The sequence below is a fragment of the Streptomyces sp. WAC00040 genome (assembly GCF_056835925.1).
On the sequence record NZ_JAKQZE010000001.1, the window covers coordinates 999,313 to 1,022,991 of the forward strand.

General features: G+C 69.8%; 18 protein-coding genes and 1 pseudogene. 15 read left to right on the plus strand and 4 right to left on the minus strand.

Annotated elements, in window-relative coordinates; genetic code table 11:
- The first annotated feature begins 1 nt into the window (after nt 1).
- The 10 genes from MDN94_RS04500 (at nt 2) to MDN94_RS04545 (ending at nt 14,000) form a co-directional block, all read left to right on the plus strand.
- Nucleotides 2–298 (plus strand): hypothetical protein, encoded by a 297-nt coding sequence (locus tag MDN94_RS04500; RefSeq protein WP_482724667.1) that lies wholly within the window; start codon nt 2–4, stop codon nt 296–298.
- Between the two features lie 136 nt (nt 299–434).
- Nucleotides 435–1,790 carry a type VII secretion integral membrane protein EccD gene (eccD, locus tag MDN94_RS04505; RefSeq protein WP_482724668.1) on the plus strand — a complete coding sequence of 452 codons (1,356 nt, stop codon included), beginning with the start codon at nt 435–437 and terminating at the stop codon, nt 1,788–1,790.
- A 54-nt stretch (nt 1,791–1,844) separates the two neighbouring features.
- A complete protein-coding gene (locus MDN94_RS04510) occupies nt 1,845–3,107 on the plus strand; it encodes a nucleotide-binding protein (protein WP_482724669.1) in 1,263 nt (420 codons plus the stop codon).
- A 63-nt stretch (nt 3,108–3,170) separates the two neighbouring features.
- The gene (gene eccCa, locus MDN94_RS04515; RefSeq protein WP_482724670.1) at nt 3,171–7,145 is read left to right on the plus strand and encodes a type VII secretion protein EccCa; all 3,975 of its coding nucleotides are present in this window, start codon (nt 3,171–3,173) and stop codon (nt 7,143–7,145) included.
- A gap of 149 nt (nt 7,146–7,294) precedes the next feature.
- Nucleotides 7,295–8,731: a DUF6177 family protein gene (locus MDN94_RS04520; RefSeq protein ID WP_482724671.1), complete on the plus strand. Its 1,437-nt coding sequence runs from the start codon at nt 7,295–7,297 to the stop codon at nt 8,729–8,731.
- A 174-nt stretch (nt 8,732–8,905) separates the two neighbouring features.
- A complete protein-coding gene (locus tag MDN94_RS04525; protein ID WP_482724672.1) occupies nt 8,906–9,241 on the plus strand; it encodes a hypothetical protein in 336 nt (111 codons plus the stop codon).
- 47 nt (nt 9,242–9,288) lie between these two features.
- Nucleotides 9,289–9,603, plus strand: a complete 315-nt coding sequence (locus MDN94_RS04530; protein ID WP_100107548.1) for a pore-forming ESAT-6 family protein — start codon at nt 9,289–9,291, stop codon at nt 9,601–9,603.
- Nucleotides 9,604–9,700: 97 nt separating this feature from the next.
- Nucleotides 9,701–10,144, plus strand: a complete 444-nt coding sequence (locus MDN94_RS04535) for a DUF6507 family protein (protein ID WP_482724673.1) — start codon at nt 9,701–9,703, stop codon at nt 10,142–10,144.
- On the plus strand, nt 10,141–13,149 hold the full coding sequence (locus MDN94_RS04540; RefSeq protein ID WP_482724674.1) for a hypothetical protein: 3,009 nt from the start codon (nt 10,141–10,143) through the stop codon (nt 13,147–13,149). Before MDN94_RS04535 ends, MDN94_RS04540 begins: the two co-directional genes overlap by 4 nt.
- Entirely contained in the window at nt 13,146–14,000 is an 855-nt protein-coding gene (locus MDN94_RS04545) for an immunity 49 family protein (RefSeq protein WP_482724675.1), read from the plus strand. Before MDN94_RS04540 ends, MDN94_RS04545 begins: the two co-directional genes overlap by 4 nt.
- 751 nt (nt 14,001–14,751) lie before the next feature.
- On the opposite strand, the gene MDN94_RS04550 is transcribed toward MDN94_RS04545, so the two are convergent.
- The 3 genes and pseudogenes from MDN94_RS04550 to MDN94_RS04560 form a co-directional block, all read right to left on the minus strand.
- A complete protein-coding gene (locus tag MDN94_RS04550; protein WP_482724676.1) occupies nt 14,752–16,452 on the minus strand; it encodes an immunity 49 family protein in 1,701 nt (566 codons plus the stop codon).
- Nucleotides 16,453–16,522: 70 nt separating this feature from the next.
- On the minus strand, nt 16,523–16,729 hold the full coding sequence (locus tag MDN94_RS04555) for a DUF397 domain-containing protein (RefSeq protein ID WP_482724677.1): 207 nt from the start codon (nt 16,727–16,729) through the stop codon (nt 16,523–16,525).
- A pseudogene (locus MDN94_RS04560) lies at nt 16,726–17,313 on the minus strand (DUF5753 domain-containing protein); the annotation flags it as partial. The pseudogene MDN94_RS04560 and the gene MDN94_RS04555, both read right to left, overlap by 4 nt.
- Nucleotides 17,314–17,317: 4 nt before the next feature.
- On the opposite strand from MDN94_RS04560, the gene MDN94_RS04565 reads away from it, so the two are divergent.
- From MDN94_RS04565 to MDN94_RS04585, 5 genes are all read left to right on the plus strand, one after another.
- A complete protein-coding gene (locus MDN94_RS04565) occupies nt 17,318–17,716 on the plus strand; it encodes an ATP-binding protein (RefSeq protein ID WP_482724678.1) in 399 nt (132 codons plus the stop codon).
- A gap of 281 nt (nt 17,717–17,997) precedes the next feature.
- Complete coding sequence (locus tag MDN94_RS04570; RefSeq protein ID WP_482724679.1) at nt 17,998–19,020, plus strand: helix-turn-helix domain-containing protein; 1,023 nt, start codon at nt 17,998–18,000, stop codon at nt 19,018–19,020.
- 44 nt (nt 19,021–19,064) lie between these two features.
- Entirely contained in the window at nt 19,065–19,316 is a 252-nt protein-coding gene (locus tag MDN94_RS04575; protein ID WP_482724680.1) for a hypothetical protein, read from the plus strand.
- 174 nt (nt 19,317–19,490) lie between these two features.
- The gene (locus tag MDN94_RS04580; RefSeq protein ID WP_482724681.1) at nt 19,491–19,961 is read left to right on the plus strand and encodes a hypothetical protein; all 471 of its coding nucleotides are present in this window, start codon (nt 19,491–19,493) and stop codon (nt 19,959–19,961) included.
- Between the two features lie 179 nt (nt 19,962–20,140).
- Nucleotides 20,141–20,827: an LPXTG cell wall anchor domain-containing protein gene (locus tag MDN94_RS04585; RefSeq protein WP_482724682.1), complete on the plus strand. Its 687-nt coding sequence runs from the start codon at nt 20,141–20,143 to the stop codon at nt 20,825–20,827.
- 95 nt (nt 20,828–20,922) lie between these two features.
- Here MDN94_RS04585 and ppc read toward each other — a convergent pair whose 3' ends face one another.
- The gene (gene ppc, locus MDN94_RS04590) at nt 20,923–23,652 is read right to left on the minus strand and encodes a phosphoenolpyruvate carboxylase (protein WP_482724683.1); all 2,730 of its coding nucleotides are present in this window, start codon (nt 23,650–23,652) and stop codon (nt 20,923–20,925) included.
- Nucleotides 23,653–23,679 lie beyond the last annotated feature (27 nt).

Here is a 23,679-nt window from a genome sequence, read left to right on the forward strand (position 1 = left end):
AATGTCACGGGATTACGACAGCCAGCTTCTGGAGTCGGTGGCGGTACGCCGGCGCAGATTGCGGGACGCTCTGCTTTTCGGAGCACAGCGGACGCGCCTCAGTGCGGACGAGAGGCTCGGGAAGCTGTTCGCAGGTATCGCGATAGCGGCGGTCCTGTGCGCCGGGTGCATCGGGTGGTCCTTCCTCCAGCACACGTTGGAGAGGCAGAAGGCCGAGCAGAAACGCCAGGAGCAGCGGTACCAGCAGCCGGTGCAGTCCCCGGAGCCGGAGAAGTCGGCGGGCGCCGGAAAGAGTTGACGACAACGCCGCTCATGCGCGAAGAGTTCGCAGTGGCGGAGAGATTCACCGGAAGAGAATCGGGGGATTCGGTGACCATACGGATCGACGCAAAGCACCCGGGAGTTCACTGCGGCGCGGTGATAGGTTCCCGCAAGTGGTGAGTACAGCAACGGCTTCCCGGGCGCAACTGAGCAGGGTGACACTGGTCGGCGAGCGACGCCGCGCCGACATCGTCCTGCCCTCCGACACTCCCATCGGTCAACTGCTACCCGATATCCTCCAGTTGCTGGACGACCGGGCCGCGTCGCGTCCCATGACACGGCAGTTGCTCACCGCCGACGGCTCGGCGTTGTCGCACGAGAGCACGCTGGCCTCGGCCGGGATATCCGACGGCGCAGTCCTTCAATTGGTCAGGACACACTCCGCCCCGCCTGCCCCTGTGGTGCACGACGTCATCGACCTGGTCGCCGACGACCTCGACCTGCAGACCTGGCGCTGGCGGCCCAGCACCCGCCGTGCGGCCGCAGGGGTGGCCACTGTCATGTTCGCGGTGATTGCCGCGCTGCTCGCCCGCCGTGAGGTCGGGCTCGGCTCCCTGGCGGGCGCGCTCGGGGCCGTCACACTCGTCCTCGCAACCGCGGGAGCGATCGTCGCCAGGATCGGTGGGGGCAACCGCGGTCTGGCGACCGCCCTCCTCTTGACCTCCGGCGGGCTCGGCGTTCTCGCCGCGTGGACCGCCGCCGACGCATACGGCTGGCCCACCACCGCGAGGCTCGCCGTCGTCGCGACGTCGCTGGTTCTGACGCTGCTCCTCCTCGGTCATTTCTCGCCGCTCGGCCGCGGAGGAGTCATCGGAGCCCTGGCCACCGGCGTCGTCACGGTCGTGTGGGAAGCCGTTGCCGCAGTCCAGGACGAGCCGGCCCGGCTGGGAGCGGTCATGGCTCTCTTCTCCGTGGTGCTGCTCGGCCTGCTGCCGCGGATCGCCCTGATGACGTCGGGACTCGCCGCCCTCGACGACCGCCGCTCGGGTGGCATTTCCGTCAGCCGCCACACGGTGGCCAATGCGCTCGCGGCCACACACCGCGGGCTCGCCATCGCGACAATGGTCGCCGCGATGTCCGCAGCCGCCGCAGGGTGGCTGCTCACCCTGGCCGGGAGACCGACCGTGTGGACGGTGGTGCTGCCCTCGCTCGTCGCCGTGGTGCTGTTGTCCCGCGCACGGGCCTTCCCGCTGGTCGCGGAGGTAGTGGTCCTCTTCATCGCTGCGGCGGCACTCGTCGTACGCCTCGTCGTGCTGTGGATGAATCACGCCGGGGGTGCCGGTCCGCTCGCCGTGCTGTGCGCCGCCGCCGTGCTGCCGCTGCTCGTCCTGGCGGTCCAGCCTCCCGAGCATGTTCGGGTCCGGCTGCGGCGGACGGCCGATCTGGTCGAATCGATCGGAGTGGTGGGGCTCTTCCCGCTCGCCGTGGGAGTGTTCGGCGCGTACGGACAGCTGCTCAACAAGTTCTGAGTCAACGCGAAGGCGCTCCGGGGGCGGGGCAGCAGGGCGGAGGAGACGGCGGGCATGCCGAACGGAGACAACTGGCAGCGCGATCTGCTGCGTGACCTGAGAGGGGGCGACAGGACTCCGGATACGGCCTCGTCGCAGGGCAGTTCCCAGCCCCGCCGGGGCGGCGGCGGATCGCAGACACAAGCAGCCCAGCAGCCTCAGCCTCACCCGCAGCCGCAGCCGCAGCCGCAGCCGCAGACCCACCAAGCCCCGGCCCCGGTCCCTGGGGCTCAGGCACCGCAGGCGCAGCCGCACCCGACCCCCGCGCAAGGCAGCCCGGCGCACCACCCTCAGGTGCAGCCCCCTCCCCGTCCCACTCCTCCCCAGGCCGCCGGCCTCGCCGCCGGGCCCCGGCGCGCCCCCGACTCACGGCCCGTCGTCAGCGCGGACGTCGCCGCAGCACGTCGCGGGCCCCGCCGCGGCGAGTCCTTCGCCGCCCGCGCCGCCCGCGCCGTGGGGCGCATCGTCGTGTCGTCGGCCGCGCGTGAGGTCGCCGAGAGCACCCGTACCGCAGAGGTGCTCCAGCAGCCCGTGACTACCGGTCGCCAGATCGCAGTCACCTCCATACGCGGCGGCGCCGGCAAGTCGACCGTCGCGGCGCTGCTCGGCACCACGTACTCCCACTATCGGCAGGACCCCGTCCTCCTGGTCGAGGCGGATCCGGCGCTCGGCTCTCTGCCGCTGCGGCTCGGCGCACAGTCGCTGCGCTGGACGATCGGCGACGTGGCGGACATCGTCGAGCCGCAGATGTCCCTGCTCGACGTCACCGGATATCTCGTCCAGCTTCCGGGCAATGCCTGGCTGCTGCCCGGCAGCCAGGGCCAGATCGGCGCGATGCTCGACACCCGGGCGTACGGGCGGGTCATGGTGTCATTGCGCCGCTATTTCGGTGTGACGGTCGTCGACTGCGAGACTCTGCCCGCCGAGGTCGCCCGCGTCGCGCTCTCCGCCGCCCAGGCCCGGGTCCTGACCGCACCCGCCACGCTGGAGGGCATCACCAGCACGATCGCGGTGCTCCAGTGGATGCAGGGGCTGCCCCGGCACATGATCGCCGGCACGGTCGTCGTGCTCACGGAACTGGTGCCGCACCGGGGACTGGACCTGGACAAGGCGGTCGCGCGGCTCGAAGCGACGGGAGTCGGCGTGCATGTCCTGCCCTACGACCGGCATCTGGCGGCAGGCGGTGCGATCCACACGGCTCTGCTGGCCCGTTCGACCCGGCAGGCCGCCGCCCGTCTGTCGGCCGACGTGTTCCAGCTGTCGCAGAAACGTCACTGATCCCATGCCGAGCCCCATGGTTCCCCTGCCGAGCCCGACCGTGAACGACGACGGACGACGACGATGAGCACCCGACTGATACACCGCCCGGCCCGGAACACGAGGCCCCCGGCCGCTTCCGCCCCGCGCATCATCGAGGCCCCGCCGAACCTCCCCGAGGGGAAGGCGGGCAACATCGCGATGTCGCTGCTGCCGGTCGCCGGTGTCATGTCTTCCGTGGTGATGATGACGGTCGTACGCAACAGCCAGTTCGCCGCGCTGGGTGCGATCATCCTCCTCGTCACCATCGTCGGCTCGATCGTGCTGGTCTTCTCTCAGCGAGGCAAGGCGCAGCGCACCCGCCGCACCCAGCGCGAGGCGTACCTGGCCTATCTGGAGGAACTGCGCGAGGAGCTTTCCGCCGAGGAGCGTGAGCGCCGTGAGCGGGCCGGCATCCTCGATCCGCCGCCGCTCGCCCTGTACGACATCGTCCGCGACCCGGCCCGTCTGTGGGAGCGCCGGCGCGGCGACGGCGACTTCCTGCGGCTGCGTGTCGGCACCGGCGAGATGACCGTACGTGATCTCAAGGTCGCGGAGCAGGGCTCGTCCGTTCTCACGCCGCCCGACCGCTTCATGCTCAACGAGGCGTCGGCGCTCACCTCACGCTTCCGCACCGGCACCGAGCTTCCGCTCACCGTCCCCCTGGACCGCGTCGGCAACATCAGCGTCGTCGGCCCCCGCGAGGACTGCCTGCGCGTCGCACGTGCCCTGATCGTCCAGGCCGCCGCCCTGCACGCGCCCGACGACGTGGGCATCGCGCTCGCCGTACCCGGTGACCGGCGGGGTGACTGGGAGTGGGCGAAGTGGATGCCGCATCTGCTCGACGCCGATCAGTTCGACGGCCCGGTCGCTGCCCGGCGTATCGCCCCGTCCGTTTCCCAGCTCGCCCGGCAGATCGGTCCCGAGCTGCGCCGTCGCGCCTCCTACGCCGCCGAGGTGCGGCGCGGCCTGTCCGGCAAGGACGCCCTGACCATGACGTCCAGGCTGCTCGTCGTCAGTGACGGACACGGCGAGGACGCCGTCGACCTGCCGCGCCCCGATGACGCGGTCGGCCTGAGCGAGATGGGCGTCACCGTCCTGCACCTGCTCGAGGAGAGGGTCCAGGAGCCGGGCCACGTCGGCGTTCGGATCACCGTCGACGGCGACCGGGTGGTGACGGAAGACCTGCGTGAAGAGGAGACGATCAGCGCGCACGGCACCGTGGACGAGGTGGGCATCGCGTTCGCGGAGGGCCTGGCCCGGATGCTGGCGCCGCTGCGGCTCTCGGCGGAGTCCCTCACCGACGCCCCGCTCGCCGGGCCGGTCGATTTCGCGGATCTGCTCGGTATCGAGGATGTGGCGCGACTCGATCTGTCGCGGCTGTGGGCACCGCGCGGTGAACGTGCCTTCCTGCGCGTGCCCATCGGCATCAGCGACTCCCGTGAACCGGTGCTCCTGGATCTGAAGGAGTCGTCAGAGCTCGGGATGGGCCCGCACGGTCTGTGCGTCGGCGCCACCGGTTCCGGGAAGTCGGAGCTGCTGCGCACCCTGGTCCTCGCTCTGGTTTGCACTCATCCGCCGGAGGACCTGGCGCTCGTCCTGGTCGACTACAAGGGCGGCGCGACCTTCGCGCCGTTCGCGGACCTGCCCCATGTGGCGGGTGTCATCACCAACCTGGAGAACCAGGCGGGACTCGTGGAACGTGTCCATGCCTCTCTCGCCGGTGAGGTCAAGCGCCGCCAGCAGGTCCTCAAGGACGCGGGCAACATCGCGGACATCGGGGACTACGCGGCGCTGCGTGCCGGGAAGCGGACCGATCTGGAGCCGCTGCCGCACCTGTTCGTCGTCATCGACGAATTCGGCGAACTCCTCACCGCCAAGCCGGACTTCATCGACCTGTTTCTGTCCATCGGCAGGATCGGCCGCTCCATCGGTGTGCATCTTCTGTTGTCCAGTCAGCGCATCGAGGGCGGCAGGCTCAAGGGTCTGGACACCTATCTCTCCTACCGGCTCGGCCTGCGTACGTTCTCCGCCGACGAGTCCCGCACGGTCCTCGACACCGTGGACGCCTTCCACCTGCCACCGCTGCCGGGCTTCGGCTACCTCAAGGTCGACACGAGCCATTACGAGCGCTTCAAGGCGAGCTACGTCTCCGGCGCCTACCGCGGTCCCGTGCGTCGTGTCGAGCAGGAGGAGAGGGGTCCCCTCGCACTGGAGTACGAGGCGTACAACACGCTCGGCTCGCCCGACGACTCGGGCCCGCAGGAGCAGACGGTGCGGCGTCGGGAGACCGGCCCGACCGAGCTGGGCGTCGTGGTCGGGCAGTTGGAGAACGCCGGGGACCCGGTGCGCCGGATCTGGCTGCCCCCACTGCCCGGTGCCGTCGCCCTGGACGACGTGGCGGGCCCGCTGAAGGTCGGCAGGCGGGGAACGCAGTTGTCGAAGCGACGCGGGCAGCTGACGGTGCCGATCGGACTGCTCGACGACCCGACCAAGCAGTGGCAGGGCCAGTGGTACCTCGACCTCACCGTGGCCGGCGGACACGCCGCCGTCATCGGCGGCCCGCAGTCGGGCAAGACGACCCTCCTGCGCACCCTCGTCCTCTCCCTCGCCCTGACGCATACACCGCGGGAGGTCGGCGTCTACGGCCTCGACCTGGTCGGTGGCGGGCTCCAGGCCCTCGCAGGACTCCCCCACGTCGGGGGCGTGGCCGGCCGCGCCGACCGCGAGCGCGCGGCACGCACCGTCGAAGAGGTGCGGAACATGCTCGCGCTGCGCGAGGACCTCTTCCGCGAGCACGGCATCGACTCCGTCGAGCAGCTGCGCACCCTGCACGCGGCGGGCCGGCTGCCCGACCTGGCCTCGGCCGAGATCGTGCTGGTCATCGACGGATTCGGCGCGCTACGGGAGGACTTCGAGGAGCTGGACGACGCCGTCGTGGACATCCTCAAGCGCGGCGGCGGCTACGGCATCCATGTGGTCGCCGGCATGCTCCGCTGGAACGACGTCCGCATCGCCACCCAGTCGAACTTCGGTACCCGCGTCGAGCTGCGCCTCAACGACCCGAGCGAGTCCAGCATCGACCGCAAGCTCGCCGAGACCCTCTCGCCGGACGAGCCCGGCCGGGCGCTCACAGACGGCAAGCTGTTCGCACAGGTCGCGCTGCCCCGTACCGACTCGCTCCCGGACGTCTCGGAGCTCGGCACGGTCCTTGAGCGCACCGCCCGTACGATCCGCGCCACCTGGAGCGGCGAGGTCGCCCAGCCCGTGCGAGTCCTGCCGCACGTCCTTGAGCCGCACCTGCTGCCCGGTCCGGCCGCCGAGCCGCGGAAGGTGCCGATCGGCCTGGACCAGACCGCGCTTGCGCCGGTGCTGCTCGACCTCTTCGCCCATGACCAGCATCTGCTGGTCATGGGCGACAGCGAGTGCGGCAAGACGAACCTGCTGAAGGCGATCGCCGACGGCCTCGTCGAACGCTACGGTGAGGACGAGCTGGTGTTCGCCGTCATGGATCCGCGGCGCAGCCTGCGCGGCGCGGTCCCCGAGGAGTTCAACGGCGGCTACGCGTACAACGCCAAGCTGTGTGCCGGCCTTTCGGCGGGAATCGCCACCGAATTGGAGAAGCGACTGCCCGACGAGAACGCCCGCCTGGAGGATCTTCAGCCGGGCAGCTGGGGCGACGGCCCTCGGATCGTCGTCCTCGTCGACGACTACGACGTGCTCACCACGGCCGGCCAGTCGCCGCTCGGTCCGTTCCTGCCGTACATCCCCTCCGCCGTCGACATCGGACTGCACTTCGTGCTGACGCGCCGGGTCGCGGGTGCGTCGCGTGGGATGTACGAGCCGCTGGTGCAGGGCCTGCGCGAATCGGGGGCGTCGGCGGTCCTGATGGCGGGCGACCGCAGCGAGGGGCAACTGTTCCCCGGGGTGTACGCGTCCCAGCAGCCGCCGGGACGAGGGGTGTTCATCCGCAGGGGACAGTCGAACCGCCTGATCCAGACCGTGTACACGCCACGGTGATCTGCCGTTGACCTGGTCGGCGCCAGGTGCCCGCGGCACGCCGACCGAGCAGTGCCCGACCCGACCCACGCCGGACCGGGCGGCCCCGCGCGGGGCACGAACGACGCCCGACCGGACGACCACACCATGACCAGGAGCCGGACGACCACATGACCAAGGACGTCATCGCCCTCACCGATCGCATGCCCGACCCTTCGAGCATGCTCGCCGGCCTGATTTCCGGAGGCCCCGACAAACTGGTGGGCGCACAGGGAGACGGTGCCGTGGTGCAACTCTGCGACCCGGAAGGGCGACCGCTCGTCTCCGTGGAGACGCCGATGCTCATCGAGGTCGCCGGGGAGGCAGAGCGGCTGCTGGGAGCCACGGCGCCGCCCGTTCCGTACTGGTGGACGGAGGCCCGCGCCACCACCGGCGTCCAGGAGGCCGAACGGCTCGCGGGCACCTTCGCGGCCCGGCTGACCTCACTGCTCGGCGGCTCGGCGTGGCCTCCCGAACTCGCGCGGTCGCTCGCGGTCGTGGAGGGCGACGGGGCGAGTGCGGCAAGTGCCGTGCCGGCGCCCGCGGCAGCACAACCCGCGGTCGATGTCCTGACCGACAAGGTCGCCGTCGTGATCCAGGACCGTCCGGTGGTCGCCATGACGGCCTGGCTGTCCGACGCGTTCCGGGCCGCGGCGGACGCGGATCTCGGCCTGCAGATCGTCAGTCCTGCGGGCACCACGCTCTCCCTCGCCGTGCGCAACGCGCTGCCGGGACACCCGTCGCGCTGGGTCGTGCAGGACGAGCGGGACGGCTACTACGACGGCCGGTCCGGAGCGGTACTGCGCTGGCAGAACGGCATGTTCGCGCCGGTCGACGCGGTCCTGGCCTCCGACGGGAGCGCCGACGACCCGCGTACCCCGGTGGCAGCCGCCTTCAAGGAGACAGCGGACACCGGTGAACGCCAACTGGCCCTCACCTTCCGGACGATCCACCCGGCGGACGAGCGTCTGGTGCTCGGCCGAGCCGTGGAATCGATCTGGCGCGAGCTCACCGGCGAACCCCCGGCCGGGTGGGGCACCGCGGAGCCCGCCGGTGTTCCCTGGTCACCGCGTCGGCTCACCGATGTCGCCTACGAGCGGTCGCCTCGCCCCACCTGGGCCATGGTCGTCGGCCGCCCGGACCGGCCCGGCCTGGCGACGGTCCGCATCAGCCGCACCCAGGCGGGCGTCGAGGAGGAGGTCACGCTGGCGTTCGGCTACGGGACCGGCGAGGAGCCTCCGCTGGACGCCCTTCCGAGGGCGGCCGAGGTGCTCGCAACGCGCCACAACCTCCAATCGTTGCTTGTTCAACTGCGCAAAGCCCGCCGCGATCTGGCGGTGCCACCCCGTTTCGAGGGGCCGGGCGTTCCGGTGGCCTTCGTGCTCGGCGCGGAGGAGGTCCGCCGGATACCTGGCGACCGTGCCCGTCGTACGCCGCTGTCCGTGCCGCCGGTGCAGCTCGGACCGAAGGCACGGCCTGCCCTGTACTACTCCCTACCAGGGGATCCGTCCGACCTGTCGGGATGGCGGGACTTCGAGCGACTGGTCGGCCATCTCAAGGGCGTGTAGGGCGCACGGAGGACGGAATCACGCCAAAACCCTTCTGCCGGACCGGTATTGAGCGGTCCTGGTGTGACATTGTCGACTCCGGCTCGGAGTGTCATGAATGTTGATTGCTTCCGTGACGCCCGAGTTGGTAGGCATGAGTATTCGTACGTCCATCTGAACGAACGGGGGAGTTCGATGAAGTTCGACATGGGCGCGCAGACCCTGTCGACCCTGGCGTCGCAGTCGCACGGCTCGAGCCGGGACCTAGGGCTGCTGATCCGGCAGCTGATCCAGGCTGCGGCGCCGCTGGAGGGCAGGTTCAACGGGTCGGGCAAGGCGGCCTTCGACCTGTTCAAGTCCCGTGCGGACGAGATCACGGCAGATCTGAACGCCTCGCTGGCGGCGATCCTCGGCGGGCAGTCGGGGATGGACGCGGCCTTCGGCTCCGGTGATCAGGAGCAGGACGAGAACGCGAGGACGCAGATGTCCGCGGCGAACTTCGACGCGGCGCGGTTCTCGGGTCGTAGCTGACCTACTGGCGTGGCGGCAGTGTCCGGAACTTACGGGGAGTGATTGTGATGGCGGGTGCAGGCAGCGACCGTCGGTCGTACGACACGGGTGCGTCGAACGAGGCGCAGGGCAACATCCAGGCGGTGATCGCACGTCTGGAGCTGGTCATTGCGGCGCGTGACGCCCAGGTGAAGAACGCGATGAAGGACTTCGCCGCCGACGGCGTGGCCGATGAGTACCACGGCAAGGAACTGCGCTGGTACAGCACCTCTGAGGAGGTGCGGAACATCATCCGGCTGCTGAAGACGACGCTGGAGAAGAACGACGCGACCGCGCAGCAGACCCTGGCTCGGGCGAAGGCAGCGGTCGACGGCATCGGCTGAAACAGCTCGTACACGCCCACCCCGCCGGAGAAACGATCCGTCGGGGTGTCGTGGCACGTGGCGGCAGTGGCAGTCCGGGTTTGGCAGGGGGGCTTTCATGACGGCGTGGGACATCGAACCACAAGGCGTACAAGGGCAGTTGCAGCTCACCGGCACCCGTGCCGGAAGTCTGGAGAAGTTGCTGACCGCGATGATCGCGGACCTGTCCACAGCGGCGCAGGCAGCCGGCACCGCGGTGCCGGGCTCGGCGGTCTACCCGACCCGGGTGGGTCCGTTGGCGCCCGGACCAGGGCCGTCTCCGCTCATGCCGCACCAGAAGGCCGTGGGCCCGGTCGCGGCCGCGCTCTCCCAGTACGCGGAGAAGCGGTCAGCGGCTCTGAAGGCGATGGCCGACCGTGTCCAGGCGGCTGTCCTGGGCGCGGCGAAGGCCACCGGCGAGTACGTCGAGGGTGATCTGGCCGCGGCCAAGGAAGCGCAGGACGCTGCCCGTCAGGTGCGTCTGGACCTGCTGATGCGGGACACCGGGGGGAACCAGCGATGAGCGGAGACAACCCGGTCGACCCGTACGAGATCCCGCACTTCACCGGCGATTTCGCCGAGTTGGACCTTCGGGTGAAGTCGCTTTCCGGCGCGAGCACGAAGATTCCCACCGCTGCCGGCGACGTCCACACGACCTTCGGCGGGCTGCGCGCGTACTACGCGGCTCCGGAGGCGGAGCAGCTCTTCGCTGTCACCGAGCCGGTCAAGTCCACCGCGCAGCTCATTGGTTCCGACCTGTCGGTCATCGCGGGGGCGCTGCGCACATATGCACAGGACGCCGAGCCGCTGGCGAAACAGCTGGACGAACTGAGGGCGGAAGCGCGGGCGTTCCGCTCCAAGGTCGCGGACGACGACGAGTGGCGCGAGGACGGCGACCTGATCGACGAGAACCTGGAACGCCGTAACAAGGTCGCCGAGGTGTGGGCCGCGTTCCAGGACGTAGAGCTGGCTTGCCACGCCAAGATCGTCGCCCTCGTCGACGGCACCCCGCTGAAGAAGCACGACGGCTCCGACAAGGGGGGCATGTACGGCTACGACGCCGAAGCCCTCAAGCAGGCCAAAAGCCTGCCGTGGGGTGACGCGGTGGAAGAGTCCACGCCGGGCTGGCAGGTGTGGGAGCACGCCGCCGACTTCGTGACGGGCTTCTTCGTGGACGGCGTGTGGGGCACGATCGTGGGCCTCGGCACGCTGGCCGGCTTCAACGGCTGGGACGCGGCGGGGCAGGCCTGGGACGGGCTGGGCAAGCTGGTGATGGGAGCCGCGCTGGCCTCCAACCCCATGGTGAACCAGTGGTACATGTCCCGTTCGGACAACGAACTCCCCGCGTGGATGGCCGAGTCGCGCACCGCCTTGAAGGAGACCGGCAAGGCACTCCTGGCCTGGGACGACTGGGACGCCCACCCGGGGCGGGCGGCCGGCGCGGTCACGTTCAACGTGGTGACGACCGTCTTCACCGGCGGAGCGGGCGGCGCGGCGGCGACTGCTGGCAAGGCCGGTGCTGCGGCCAGGGCACTGGCGATCGCGGGCAAGGTGAGCCGCGCCGTCGACCCGATGACGTACGTCTTCAAGGGCGCGGGCGCGGGCCTGACGAAGCTCGGTGACGTGATGGCCGGTCTCAAGGGCATGGGCAGGATCGAGGTCCCGCCGCTGCCCGAGGGCGCCATTGCCCTGCCGCCGGGAGCGTACAAACTCGCCGACGGCACGCTGCACCTGCCCGACGGCGCGGCGATGCCGGAGGGCGCGTTCGCCGTCCCGGCGCGCACCGTCCTGCTCCCGGAGGGCACCCCCGTCCCGCCGGGCGCGGTGGACCTGGGCGACGGCATGGTCCAGCTCCCGAGGCGCGGCGAGATCCCGGCCGGCGCGGTCGCGGTCCCCGAGGGCACCATCAAAGTCCCGGCAGGCGCGACGGCACTGCCGCCGGGCACGGCCCCGGCAGGCACAGGCTTCTTCTCCCCCGAGGGCCACCTCCTCGCGAGGGACGGCTCCCTGCTCCAGCACGCCGACGACGCCCCCAAGTCCACCACCCCGACCACCGGAGCGGACGTCTCCTCGCCCACCCCGCCCGTCCGACAGCCGGCCCTCGTGGGCGCGGGCGCAGGCGACGACGCCGCACGTCTCGGCACGGGCCTGGGCGACGACGGCCTCCACCTCGGCGACAACGGCCCGGGCACGGGGGCCTTCCCGGACCGCACACCGGGCGGCGGAGTCGGCGGCAACATGCCGACGAACAACCTGGACAACGGAGCGGGCGGCGGCGCGGGCCGGGCGGGCGGCCAAACACCCACGGGCGGTGCCGGCGGCCACGCCGACACCCCGTCCCCGGGCAGCGGCGGCCGCGACGCCCCGGGCGGGTCGACAGTGGACAACGGCCTGCCGGACAGGTCTGCTGCGGAGAACGGCGACGGCAGCGGGTCCGGGCACGGGGAGGCCCCCGGCGCGGGCGGCGTAGATGACGTGACAAGTGGTGCGGACGAAGCGGCTACGTCGGCCGGCGGTACGTCCGGCCCGGGCCACGGCCCGGGCCATGTTCCCGACCCTCCGAGTTTCATGCGCCAGGGGAACAACCCCTACGGTCCTCCGGGGTCGCTCACTCGGGAACAGATTACGGAGATCCAGGTTTACCGAGCCAATTACGAGCCGGGGTACTTCGACGAGTACCACTGGCCGCGCGGCTATCGCCAGGACACCGACGTTGTTGACGAGAGTGGCTTCCCGCCGCCGCAGCTGATCAAGGACCCGGCGAATCCGAATGTATGGATCGCGAAGGACAACGCTCCGTCGGCCTTCCCGACGAAGTACTACGAGGGCTGGAACCGTTCGGGCACGACCGAGCAGATCAACGATCCTCAGGTCGGAAGCATCCTGGACGACCGTGCCAAGGCGCGGTACGAGGCGGTCGAGGCCGACAACCCCCTGCACGATCCGCTCGCAGACGCCAAGAAAGCATGGGAAGCGAACAGGACACCCGAGAACAAGGCGGCATACGACGCCCTCAAGGCTCATCATGCTCCGTACCACGACACGATGTCGAAGGCGTCGGAAGCCTATGGCGAGGCGGTCGCCCAGCATCACGCGATCCAACAGTTCTATCCCGGTGCCAAGTTGGAGCCGACCGCTGGCCCTAAGAATGGCAACGACCAGTTCGATCAGGTCTGGCGGCGTAGGAACGAGGAAGGCTTCGTCGTCGTTGAGGCGAAGAGTGACGTCCGCACGGGTATGAACGAGCGGAGGCTGCCGAGTGGATACAAGGCGAAGCAAGGCTCGCGCGAATACTTCCTCGACATCATGAATGAGATGTGGAAGAGAGCGCAGGGCGGAGACTCCGCTGAACTCAAGCTGTACACTGACTTGAAGAACGCCCTAATCGCGGACAAGGTCGAGTACATCCTCGTCAAGGGCGTTTCCAACGGGCCGACTCATGGGGGATTCAAGAGCAGTCGGTTCAACATCGGAAAGTTCAAGGAGGAAGACTTTTCCTTCGAGTCCATTGACGGGAGCACTCCGTGACGGCGGTTGTCGAGCGGCACGCCATTCCTGCAGTTGACGAGCAGGCCGTTAGGCGGCTGGCCGAGGAGTTCGAGACCAGCATCCAGAATCTGGACGCCTCTCCTGCGATCGTCGGTATGGCCCTGAATGAAGCGCTCCTGCAGATACAGGTGAACCAGGCCCTCAATCCGCGGGGCAACCGTTTCGCCACGTGGGACGCCACCGTCTCGGCCATGCAGGTGGGCACGGCGGCGTTCGTCGCCGCCTCCATCACCGAAGGTTCAATCGAGACGCGTATCGCACATGAGATGCGGACCATCAACGCCACGGGTCCGCAGTTCTATGCGAACGCCGGCAATTGGCTGACAGCGCTGTGGCTTGTCATCATCTGCCGGGATCAGCACCGGATGAACCAGATGTGCGAGATTCCGCTCGATCTCCTGCGGGCCTCCGGTGCCGAGGGTGACGAGTACCTCTACCACTGGGTGGACGCTCTGCAGACGTACTGGCGTGAACAGCCGGGTCTGCCGGAGAAGCTGACGGCTGCCATCGAGCAGTCACATCCGGACACCGCCACAATCGCGCCGCGTGATCTGCTCCAGTGCGTGCTTTACCCGCCGATCAACCTCTTCTACAAGTTCCTGCGCAAGGACCACGACGGGTTCAACCAGGCACTCGCAGAGGCCCTGGAACTCCACAAGGCGTACTGGAGCAAGCCAGAGCGGTCGGGGGACATCGCAGGATTCTTGGCCCTCGGTCCGCTGGCCATCGCGTGCCTCGCGTATGACGCCGGCTTCCCCATTGAGGTCGAGTCCGAGTACCTGCCCGTCCGCCTTTTGGACCGTTCCTGGGTGGGCGAGTTCGAAACGTGATGCCAAGAGGAAGCGACGCCGACTGTCCGATGGCATGACACCGGGGCCGACGGACAGTCGAGCGCGGCCAACTGCGGGTAGAGCACAGGAAGCGTTGCTTGCCTTCGGGTACACCAACGGAACCCTCAAGAACTTCCCTGACATGTTGATCAGAATTTCCGGGACAACGTCTTCATAGAATCGGATCTGACCCATCACGCCCTCCGTGGTCGAGTGGCGGGCCAGTTGCTCGATGAGTGCCACAACATCGTCCAGGAACTCCGCATGCACCTCCTGCCGGACGGTCAACACCCATCCCTCGGAACCTTGTGCCAATTCACCGACCAGCACCCCTCCGATGCGGCTTGCCGGGCCGCGGGCTGCCCAGAGGGGGAATTCATCCAGGCTTGTGGCCCCCGCGTCGCCGTTCGCCTCCAGTGTGAGCCCCAGGTGCCGACGCAGACTGGCCAGTGCGTCCTCCGGGGTGGATGGCGGCAGGTTGAGGGACACATCAACTGCATAGAGATCACCCATACGTTCAGCCTACGATCCCGTGGTCTGCCGCCCGTGCGCAACCGAACTCCTGCCTGCCGAGTTCCCTTCTCGGCACGTCCCTGGTAACCATTCGTTCTGGCAGAAGCCGAGCGTTGCTGCCTCGACGACCCGACCGCACGGAATCCACGCGGCGGGTCGCCGAAGAGCGTCGGTGACGTCATCGGTCCCCATCACGAGACCGGCGGACACCGGGCACAACCACTGAACCGGCAGGTATTCAGCCGGGGATGTCCTCGATGCGTTCCCGGTTGAGCAGATACGTCGGCAGGCACGGCTGCTTCAGGTCGACCGGGAACCCGTAGTCGTACGCCAGGCTCGCCATCGCCAGCGGTCCGAGCGCCACCCGGGCGCGCGGGGCCTGTGAGTCGCCCCAGTAGGTGGCGTGGTGTGCGAGAGCTTCGGACAGCGCTTCGGCGAAGGCGTCGCGGTCGCGGGTGATCAGGCGGTGGAAGAGCGCGACCGGCTGGTAGTCGATCAGGTTCACGAAGTTCTTCGGAGCCCGGGTCACGGCTTCGGGAGCGGACGTCGTCATGGTGGCGATCAGCTTCTCCACCACGTCGTCCATGGGGCGCTCGGCCCAGTAGGTCTGCAGCGTGTCGATCCAGTGCAGGACGTACTCGTCGATCGAGTCGTCCTGACGCAAGACCTCCAACGGCACCTGGCACAGCCGCTCGAGGCGGGCGCTCTGCCGGCACACGACGGCGATGTAGAAGGCGTCAAGCCAGGCGCGGGCGTCCGCCGGTGGCTGGGCGGGGACGGCGGGCAGCTGCCGTACGAGTTCACCGCCGAGGTGGCATTCCTGCGGCTGCGCGCCCGTGAACAGCGCGGAGCCCAGTTGCACGGCGGTGGCCCACGCGTCCCAGCTGTCGACGTGCGACACGTCGGGATCGACGGCGCAACGGGCGTGGGCGAGTTCCAGGGCGGAGGCGAAGGCGTCGCCGAGTCCGGCCCGGTCCTGGCCGAGGCGCGCTATCGAATCGGCCGCGGTGTGTGTGAGCAGGTCGATGTCCGGCGCGGCGACCGCGGAGCGGCCGGCGAGCCGCCCGGCCCGGTCGAGGCGGACCAGGCCCTTCAAGATGCCGAGCAGTTCCGGCGGCGGCTGGAGGGAGAAGGTGTTGGTCGCGGTGTCGATGACCGTGAGCGACGTCAGGCCTCCTCGATGCCACCAGTAGACGCGAGGGGACAGTGCACCCGGTCCGTCCTGGTAGGCGCCGAGAGCATATTGGGCAAGGTCGTTCACGGCGTCGGCGACAGACCCGTCAACGATCGGGTGGAACGCCAGCAGATGCCGGGTCGGCACGACGACGAGCGCTCCGGCGTCCGGGAGCGCCTCACCGGTTACCTCCCGGGCCAGTTCGGACAGGAACAGCGCCTTGCTCGCGACGAACGGGGAGTCGCCGTACACGGACTGCAGGACCGCCCGCCCCTCGAGGGCCACTTCCTCATGCTCGACAGGCACGCGCATCAGGTTCGTGTACGCCGCCTCTCCCAGCTGCTCCAGACCCGCGCGTTCCACGTCGGCGTCGGTGAGGATCCGCACCGATGTGGGCTGGTCGAGCGCGTAGGCGAAGACGAGCCCGTCGGCGACCACGCGCGCGTAGCGCATGGCGCCGGCGAGGTCGGGGGTGAGCGAGTCGGTGGGCAGCAGCCGTGCGTGCACCCCGCTGAGCAGTTCCGCGGCGTCCTCGCCGCCGCTGCCCGCCGCCCGCAAGCGGGCGAAGTGCGTCTCCACCTGTTCGGGCCAGCGGTCTTCCGGTACCCGGCGGCACGTCTCCGCCAGATTCCGCAGGGAATAGGTGTGGCCGTTGGCGGTGTAGGGAGCGGCGAGTCCCCGTAGGTGCGCTGCCTGTGCGGCGGTCAGCATCGGCAGGTCGTGGTCAGGGGCGTCCGGTGCGTCAAAGGCAGCTTCTGCATTCACCGTTGCGACTCTAACGGGCATGAGTGTGCCGATCTGACGTCGGGTCACCCGCGGTCCGGAGCTTCGCTCGTCAGCCCTCGGACGCGTACGTCACGAACTCCGTCCAAGCGTCGGACGTGAAGCCGAGCCGGGGGCCCCGGTGGTTCTTGGAGTCGCGGACGCGGACGGCACCGGTGGCCGCCGCGACCTCGACGCACGCGGGGCCGTCGTTGCTGCTGTAGCTGCTCTTGGCCCACCTCAGCGTGGGGCCTTCTGCGGCTGGCGTCTTGCCGGTCATGATTCTCCAAGGGCTTTTTCGATGAAGGCCAGTGACTCCCGTGGGCTGAGAGCCTGGGCCCGGATGATTCCGTATCACAGCTCGATGATCCGGACCTCTTTGGGATCGGAGGTCAGACGGTTGGACAACTGCCCCTCCCAGTGTGCCACCGCCGTGCCGTCGTCGAACTTGAGCAACTGGAGCTGGCCGCCCATCCCGGCGTGATCCTCCCGATCGGTCGGCATCACCTGGATCTCGACGTTCCGCAACTGGCCGACCGCCAGCAGATGTTCCAGCTGGCGGCGGGCCACCGCCCCGCCCCCGAGCGGGCGCTTGATCGTCACCTCTTCCTGGACGAACGTCAGCGTCGTCAGCGGCTGCCGCTCGAGGATCTCCTGTCGTGCCATCCGGCCCGCTACATAGCGGTCCACCTGATCGCGGCTGAACGACGGCCGCCGCATCTCGTACAGTGCCCGGGCGTACTCCTCGGTCTGGAGCAGCCCGTTCACATTGTGGTTGTCGTACGCGCCGAGTTCGACGGCGTCCGCCTCCAGCCTCGCCAGGTCGCGGACCTTCTTCGGGTATCTGGCCTCCGCCACGTCCTTTCCCGTGCGGAAGTTCACCGCGCTGCTCTCCCCTACGCGCCGAGGTGCCCGGCTCGCCCGGCTGCTGACGGCAGCACACCTCAGCCGGTGGGGCATCGAATCAGAACCGGCAGTTCATGTCGTCGCCGAACTGGCCGCCAATGCCGCCCTTCATGGCCGCGTACCGGGCCGGGACTTCCGTCTCGGCCTTGCCGTCCTGGACGACGGCAAGCGCCTTCGGATCGAAGTCACCGATACCCGTGGCGAATGCCTGCCGAGCAGGCCCGCGCCTGCTGGACCCGACCGCACCTCCGAATCCGGACGCGGGCTGCTGATCGTCGAAGCGCTCGCCGACCGCTGGGGCGTCACCCCAGGACCCGTGCCATGCAAGGCGGTTTGGGCGGATATCGGCCTGCTGTCGTGACCGTCGCCGCCGGGTCGCGGATCCCCGCGATGCGGTTCCCCGCGACGCGGCGGCGCACGACGTAAGAGACGTAAGAACTTCTTGAAAAGGACCGGGGGAAGAACCCACCCACCCCACCCCCACCCCGTCACCCGCGCGGGTGACATCGGCCAATTGGGCTGGATTTACGCCTGGTCGGCGGGCATATGCTCGCGGCGACAACCCCAGACATGCGACGGCCCCCGGCCGGGACTCGCAATCCCGATCGAGGGCCTGACCACCGAGGAAGTAGAGGCTTCCCGATGGATACCCCGCAGATTAGCGCGCCCTCGCGCGCCACGTCCCGCGTTCCCGGCCGTGTCACCGCCTTCGGCGTGGTCCACGTCAACGTGATCCACACCAGCCGCTTCACGATCGTCGGCAACCACCTCGCCCAGCACGGGCAGTTGTCGCTCACCGCGATCGGGCTCGCCGTCCACATCCAGTCGCTGCCCGACGGGGCCAAGGTCGGCATCAAGGTGCTCACCGACCGCTTCCCGGAGAGCGAGGCCCGTATCGCCGCCGCGCTGCGGGAGTTGGAGGACCACAGCTACCTGTCGCGCACCCTGGAGCGCCTGCCTGACGGCAAGGTCGTGACACGGACGATCTCGTACAACCGGCCGTGCACCGCCGCACCCACCACCGCCCCCGGCCCTCCCGCCGCCCGGGCAGCAGCGCCACCGCCCGCGACCGCGCTCGTACGACCGCCGGTGCCGGAACCGGCCCCCACGGCGGAGGCCACCTCGGCCCCGGCCACCGAAGTGAAGGGCAGGCCTGCCCCGAGCCCGGCATCTCCGCCGGAGGCAGCGCCGCCCGACCCGAAACCCGCACCCGCACCCGCACCGAAGGCAGCGACGGAGCCGCCGCCACCCCCGCGCCGTCTCCTCCCCCAGCCGCAGGCCCTCGACCCGGAGCGGCACCGGGCCGCCACCGACCTCCTCGCCGGCCTGCGCCGTCACGAACCTCGGCTGCTGCTGGCCGAGCACGACATCCGCCGCCTGGCACCCGCCGTCGCCACCTGGTTCGAACGCGACGTCCACCCCGACGCCGTACGCCACGCCCTGACCACCGACCTGCCCGAACACCTGAAACAGCCCGCCGGGCTTCTCACCCACCGCCTCACCGCACTACTGCCGCCACCCTTGCCGACGCTTGCCCACCCAAAGCCCGCAACCCGCTCCAGAACTGCGACAACTGCGACCGCGCCTTCCGCGCCCCGCTGCCGGGCCGCTGCCGCGATTGCCGCGCCGGCGCGCAGGCAGCCGCTTGAGCCGTCCTCATGCTGACAACCCAGCCGAAGGCACACCTGCAGTGGAGGAACCGGGTGACCATGGATCTTTCTTTCTACACCTCCCCCCTCTCGCAGGAGATTCGGGACGAAGGCCGCGCGGAAGGCCGCGCGGAAGGCCGCGCGGAAGGCCTCGCAGATGCCATCCTTCTGGTCCTTCAGCAGCGCGGACTCGACCTTCCCGACGAAGCCCGCGAGCGGATCACCACCTGCGACGACACGCAGCTGATGCGCACGTGGCTCAGTCGCGCGGTGACCGCCGCCTCCGCCGAGGCCATCTTCAGCGAGGAGTAGCGGCGGACTTCGGCGAGCGCCTTCACGTGCTCCTCCGGGGCGCGACTCGGTATCCGTGGGCCGCTGCCCGGGCGTGCGCGGCGCAGGCAATGCGCCCGTACCACAGGAGTACGGTCTCGCCACCGACCCTGCGAGGTTGACCCGGCGTAGCCTCATGGCCAAGGATCGCGGCCCATGAAGCGGAACTCCTCCGGCCGGATACTGGTCCACGCGCGCAACGCGGCGACGGCGCTCGTCGCCCTCCTGCTGCTGGTCGCAGGTTTCTGGTCGTCCTGGGGCACTGCCCAGCACATCCTGCTCTCAAAGGGCCGCGAGCACGGCACGCTCACCGTCTCCCGATGCGACGACGACACCTGCACGGGCGCCTACACGCCCCGGGACCCGGCGCCCGACCACGCGAACGTGACGATCGAGAAGTCCGTCGCGGTGAAGAAGGGCGTCACGCTGGCCGTCGTCCTGAAGCCCGGCACGGTCGAGGCGGTACGCACGGGCCCGGCCGGCGGTCTGTACGCGTGGGTGCCCCTGGGCGGGGCGCTGCTGCTCGCGGCCCTGGTGATCGGCGGCGGGCTGCGGCTGAGCCGGCTTGCCTGGGGCGCGGCGGGTGTGGGCGGGGCGCTACTGCTGTCGTCGTTCCTGGCGCTGTGACGGTTCGGCCCGGTTCGGGCCGGGAGGAAGCGGGCGCATTGTCCCGATCGTTATCAGGATTTTCAGAACAAGCATGAAGTCTTGGTGCATATAAGGCGGTTCTCCCCTTGACTGGTCCGCCGGTTCACAGGACGCTGAGCCGCCCCCCACGGCCTTCCTCTCTCACCGATGGACTGCCCATGCGCACGCTCACTGCCACTGGCGCCCTGCTGGCCGCCGCGGCGCTCTCCCTGACTGCGGCTCCTGCCGCACTCGCCACCCCGCCCGGCGACAACGGCACCGTGAAGATCCACGATGCGGAGACCGGCGAGGAACTCCGTAAGAACGAGCCGAAGGTCTGCACCTTCTACCTCGACGCCTTCGGTTTCGACGCCGGACAGAAGGTCGACTGGCACATCGAGGCCTGGGCGAACAACGAGGCCGACAAGGGAACGACCGTCAAGTCCGGTTCCCTCACCCTCGACGCCGATGGCCACGAGCGGACCACGGACATGACGCTGCCCGACGGGCAGTACAAGCTGTTCTGGAACTTCGAGGGCGAGCACGGCAGCGCCAAGCACAAGGTCTTCAAGACCGACTGCGAGGACGAGGGCTCCGACCCTTCCGCGACGCCGTCCGTAACGCCGTCCGACAAGCCCGGCGAGGAGCCGAGCAGCACGCCGGGCGCGCCCGACGCGTCGAGCCCGGCCGCCTCCGCGCCCGCCGGCGGCGACGGTTCGGCGCCGTCTGCCGACGACGCGGCCGGTGACCTGGCGGAGACGGGCAACGGCGCGCCGATCGGCGTGCTCGCGGCCGCGGCCGCGGCCCTCGTCGCCACCGGCGGCTACCTGCTGGCGCGGCGCCGCACGGCCGGCCGTCAGCACTGAGAGGACGGCACCGTGAACGACGGTGCCTGAACGACGGTGCCCCCGGCGGCCGCTGACGTGCAGCGGCCGACGGGGGCCCCTTCATTCCCCCGGCGTCAGCCGGTGTTGCGCAGGCCGGCCGCGACACCGTTGACCGTCAGCAGCAGGGCACGGGCCAGCAACGGGTCCGCCTCCTCGCCGCGTTCGGCCGCGTCGCGCTGGCGCTTGAGCAGCGCCACCTGAAGGTAGGAGATCGGATCCAGGTAGGCGTCCCTGATGGCGAACGTCTGCTGGAGCACCGGGTTGGAGCCGAGCAGTTCGTCGTTGCCCGTCACCTTCAGCACCTCGCTGACGGTGAGCGCGTGCTCGGCCTCGATGACCTCGAAGACGTGCTTCAGGTTCTCCGGCACCAGCGTGTCGACGTAGTGGCGGGCGATCCGCAGGTCCGTCTTGGCCAGCGTCATCTCCACGTTGGCGATGAAGTTGCGGAAGAAGTGCCAGCTGCCGTGCATCTCCGCGAGCACGGTGTCCAGACCGGCCTCGCGCAGCGCCTTGAGGCCGGAGCCGACACCGAACCAGCCCGGCACGATCTGCCGCGACTGCGTCCAGCCGAACACCCACGGGATGGCCCGCAGTCCGTCGAGGCCGGCGCCGGAGTCCGGACGGCGCGAGGGGCGCGAGCCGAGGTGCAGTTCGGCCAGCTGGTCGACGGGGGTGGCGGCGAAGAAGTACGCCGGCAGGTCCGGGTCCTCGACGAGCCTGCGGTATGCGGCGTGCGCGGCGTCGGAGACGGTGTCCATGGCCGCGTCCCAGCGCGACAGCGCCTCGTCGGACTGGCGGGGCGCCGTGTGCAGGGCGGATGCCTGGAGCGTGGCGGCGACCGTCAGCTCGAGGTTCTCCCTGGCCAGGGACGGGATCAGATACTTGTCGGAGATGACCTCGCCCTGCTCGGTCACCTTGATCTCGCCCTCGAGAGTGCCCCAGGGCTGCGCGAGGATCGCGTCGTGGGAGGGGCCTCCACCACGGCCGACGGTGCCGCCGCGGCCGTGGAACAGGCGCAGCCGCACGCCGTGGCGGTGGGCGACGTCACGCAGCCTGCGCTGGGCGCGGTGGATCTCCCACTGGCTGGTGGTGATGCCGCCGAACTTGGAGGAGTCGGAGTAGCCGAGCATGACCTCCTGGACATCGCCGCGCAGCGAGACGAGCCGCCGGTAGGAGGGGTCGGCGAGCATGCCCTCGAGGATGACGTCCGCGGCCTTCAGCTCGTCGGTGGTCTCCAGCAGGGGCACGATGCCGATCTTGGCCCAGCCGGCGTGCAGGTCGATCAGACCGGCCTCGCGGGCGAGGACCGCCGCGGCGAACACGTCGTCCGCGCCTTGGCACATGGAGATGATGTACGACTCGATGACCTCGGGCCCGAACCGCTCGAAGGCCTCCTTGACCGTGTGGAAGACGCCGAGGGTCTTCTGTCCCGCGGCGTCCAGCGGTGCCGGGGTGGGCGCGAGGGGACGGCGGGAGCGGAGTTCCTTGGCGAGCAGCTTCTGCCGGTAGTCGCGTGGCATGTCCGCGTACCGCCACGACTCCTCGCCGAGCCGGTCGAACAGCTGTCCGAGGGCGTGGTGGTGGGCGTCGGCGTGCTCGCGGACGTCCATGGTGGCGAGCTGGAGACCGAACGCGGAGAGGGTGCGGATGACCCGGTCCATGCGGCCGTCGGCGAAGAGTCCGCCGCGGTGCTCGCGCAGCGAGGTCTGGATGAGGGTGAGGTCGCTGATCAGCTCGGCGGTGCCGAGGTAGTCGCGGCCCTCTTCGTGCGGGGTGCCCTTGGCGAGGCGCTCGCGGGTGTTGACGAGCTTCTGGCGGATGCAGGTGGCCTTGAGCCGGTAGGGCTCCTCCGCGTTGAGGCGCTTGTAGCGGGGGCTGATCTCGGGCAGCCGCTCGAGGTCCGTCTGCAGGGAGGCGAGCAGTTCCTCGGTGGCTCCGGCGTAGCGGATGGAGTTGGACAGCAGTCCGCGCAGGTAGTCGATGACCTCGATGGCGTCGGTGATGCCGTGCTCGTGCTGGAGGATCAGCACGTCCCAGGTGACGGCGGGCGTGACGTTGGGGTTGCCGTCGCGGTCGCCTCCGATCCAGGTGCCGAAGGTGAGCGGCCGGGTGCCGGGCGGCAGCTCGACGCCGACGCGCTCCAGCTCGGCGGCGAGGTCCTCGAGGACGTCGCCGACAGCGCCCGCATGCAGTTCGTCGAGGTAGTAGATGGCGTTGCGCGCCTCGTCGGCGGGCTCCGGGCGGACGACGCGCAGCTCGTCGGTCTGCCAGATCAGGTCGATGCTCTCGGCGAGGCGCAGGTCGTGGCGGCGCCGGTCGGAGGCGATGACCGGGGTTTCCAGCAGCTCGGCGATGCGGCGGAGCTTGTTGAGCACGGAGCGCCGGGCGGCCTCGGTCGGGTGCGCGGTGAACACCGGCCGCACGTTGAGGTTCCTGACGGTCTCGCGTACGTGCTCGGGGTCGCCGTCCTTGAGCATGTCGGCCGTGCGGGCCAGCAGACCGCCCTCGGCGGCGCGGCGCTCGCGCATCTCGTGGCCGCGGTGCACCTGCTCGGTGACGTTGGCCAGGTGGAAGTACGTGGAGAAGGCGCGGACCAGCTTGGCCGCGGTCTCCAGGTCGGTGTCGCCCAGCAGCTCGGCGGCGGCCTCACCGTCGGTACGTGTCAGGGCGCGGACCCGCTCGACGAGGTCGAGAAGCTCCGGGCCCTCCTGGCGGACGAGGGTCTCGCCCAGAAGATCGCCCAGTCGGCGGATGTCGGCACGCAGTTCTGCACTGGCGGTGGGGGTCTGGTCGGCACTGCTCACAGGTGCGGCTCCTTGCAGTGTTTGAGC

What these genes read in the sequence shown, in the direction of transcription:
- MDN94_RS04580 (WP_482724681.1), top strand. Translation starts at nt 19,491, where the DNA reads ATGAAGCGGAACTCCTCCGGCCGGATACTGGTCCACGCGCGCAACGCG.
- MDN94_RS04510 (WP_482724669.1), top strand. Translation starts at nt 1,845, where the DNA reads ATGCCGAACGGAGACAACTGGCAGCGCGATCTGCTGCGTGACCTGAGA.
- MDN94_RS04520 (WP_482724671.1), top strand. Translation starts at nt 7,295, where the DNA reads ATGACCAAGGACGTCATCGCCCTCACCGATCGCATGCCCGACCCTTCG.
- MDN94_RS04535 (WP_482724673.1), top strand. Translation starts at nt 9,701, where the DNA reads ATGACGGCGTGGGACATCGAACCACAAGGCGTACAAGGGCAGTTGCAG.
- MDN94_RS04530 (WP_100107548.1), top strand. Translation starts at nt 9,289, where the DNA reads ATGGCGGGTGCAGGCAGCGACCGTCGGTCGTACGACACGGGTGCGTCG.
- MDN94_RS04525 (WP_482724672.1), top strand. Translation starts at nt 8,906, where the DNA reads ATGAAGTTCGACATGGGCGCGCAGACCCTGTCGACCCTGGCGTCGCAG.
- eccCa (WP_482724670.1), top strand. Translation starts at nt 3,171, where the DNA reads ATGAGCACCCGACTGATACACCGCCCGGCCCGGAACACGAGGCCCCCG.
- MDN94_RS04500 (WP_482724667.1), top strand. Translation starts at nt 2, where the DNA reads ATGTCACGGGATTACGACAGCCAGCTTCTGGAGTCGGTGGCGGTACGC.
- MDN94_RS04585 (WP_482724682.1), top strand. Translation starts at nt 20,141, where the DNA reads ATGCGCACGCTCACTGCCACTGGCGCCCTGCTGGCCGCCGCGGCGCTC.
- MDN94_RS04555 (WP_482724677.1), bottom strand. Translation starts at nt 16,729, where the DNA reads ATGACCGGCAAGACGCCAGCCGCAGAAGGCCCCACGCTGAGGTGGGCC.
- MDN94_RS04540 (WP_482724674.1), top strand. Translation starts at nt 10,141, where the DNA reads ATGAGCGGAGACAACCCGGTCGACCCGTACGAGATCCCGCACTTCACC.
- MDN94_RS04570 (WP_482724679.1), top strand. Translation starts at nt 17,998, where the DNA reads ATGGATACCCCGCAGATTAGCGCGCCCTCGCGCGCCACGTCCCGCGTT.
- MDN94_RS04575 (WP_482724680.1), top strand. Translation starts at nt 19,065, where the DNA reads ATGGATCTTTCTTTCTACACCTCCCCCCTCTCGCAGGAGATTCGGGAC.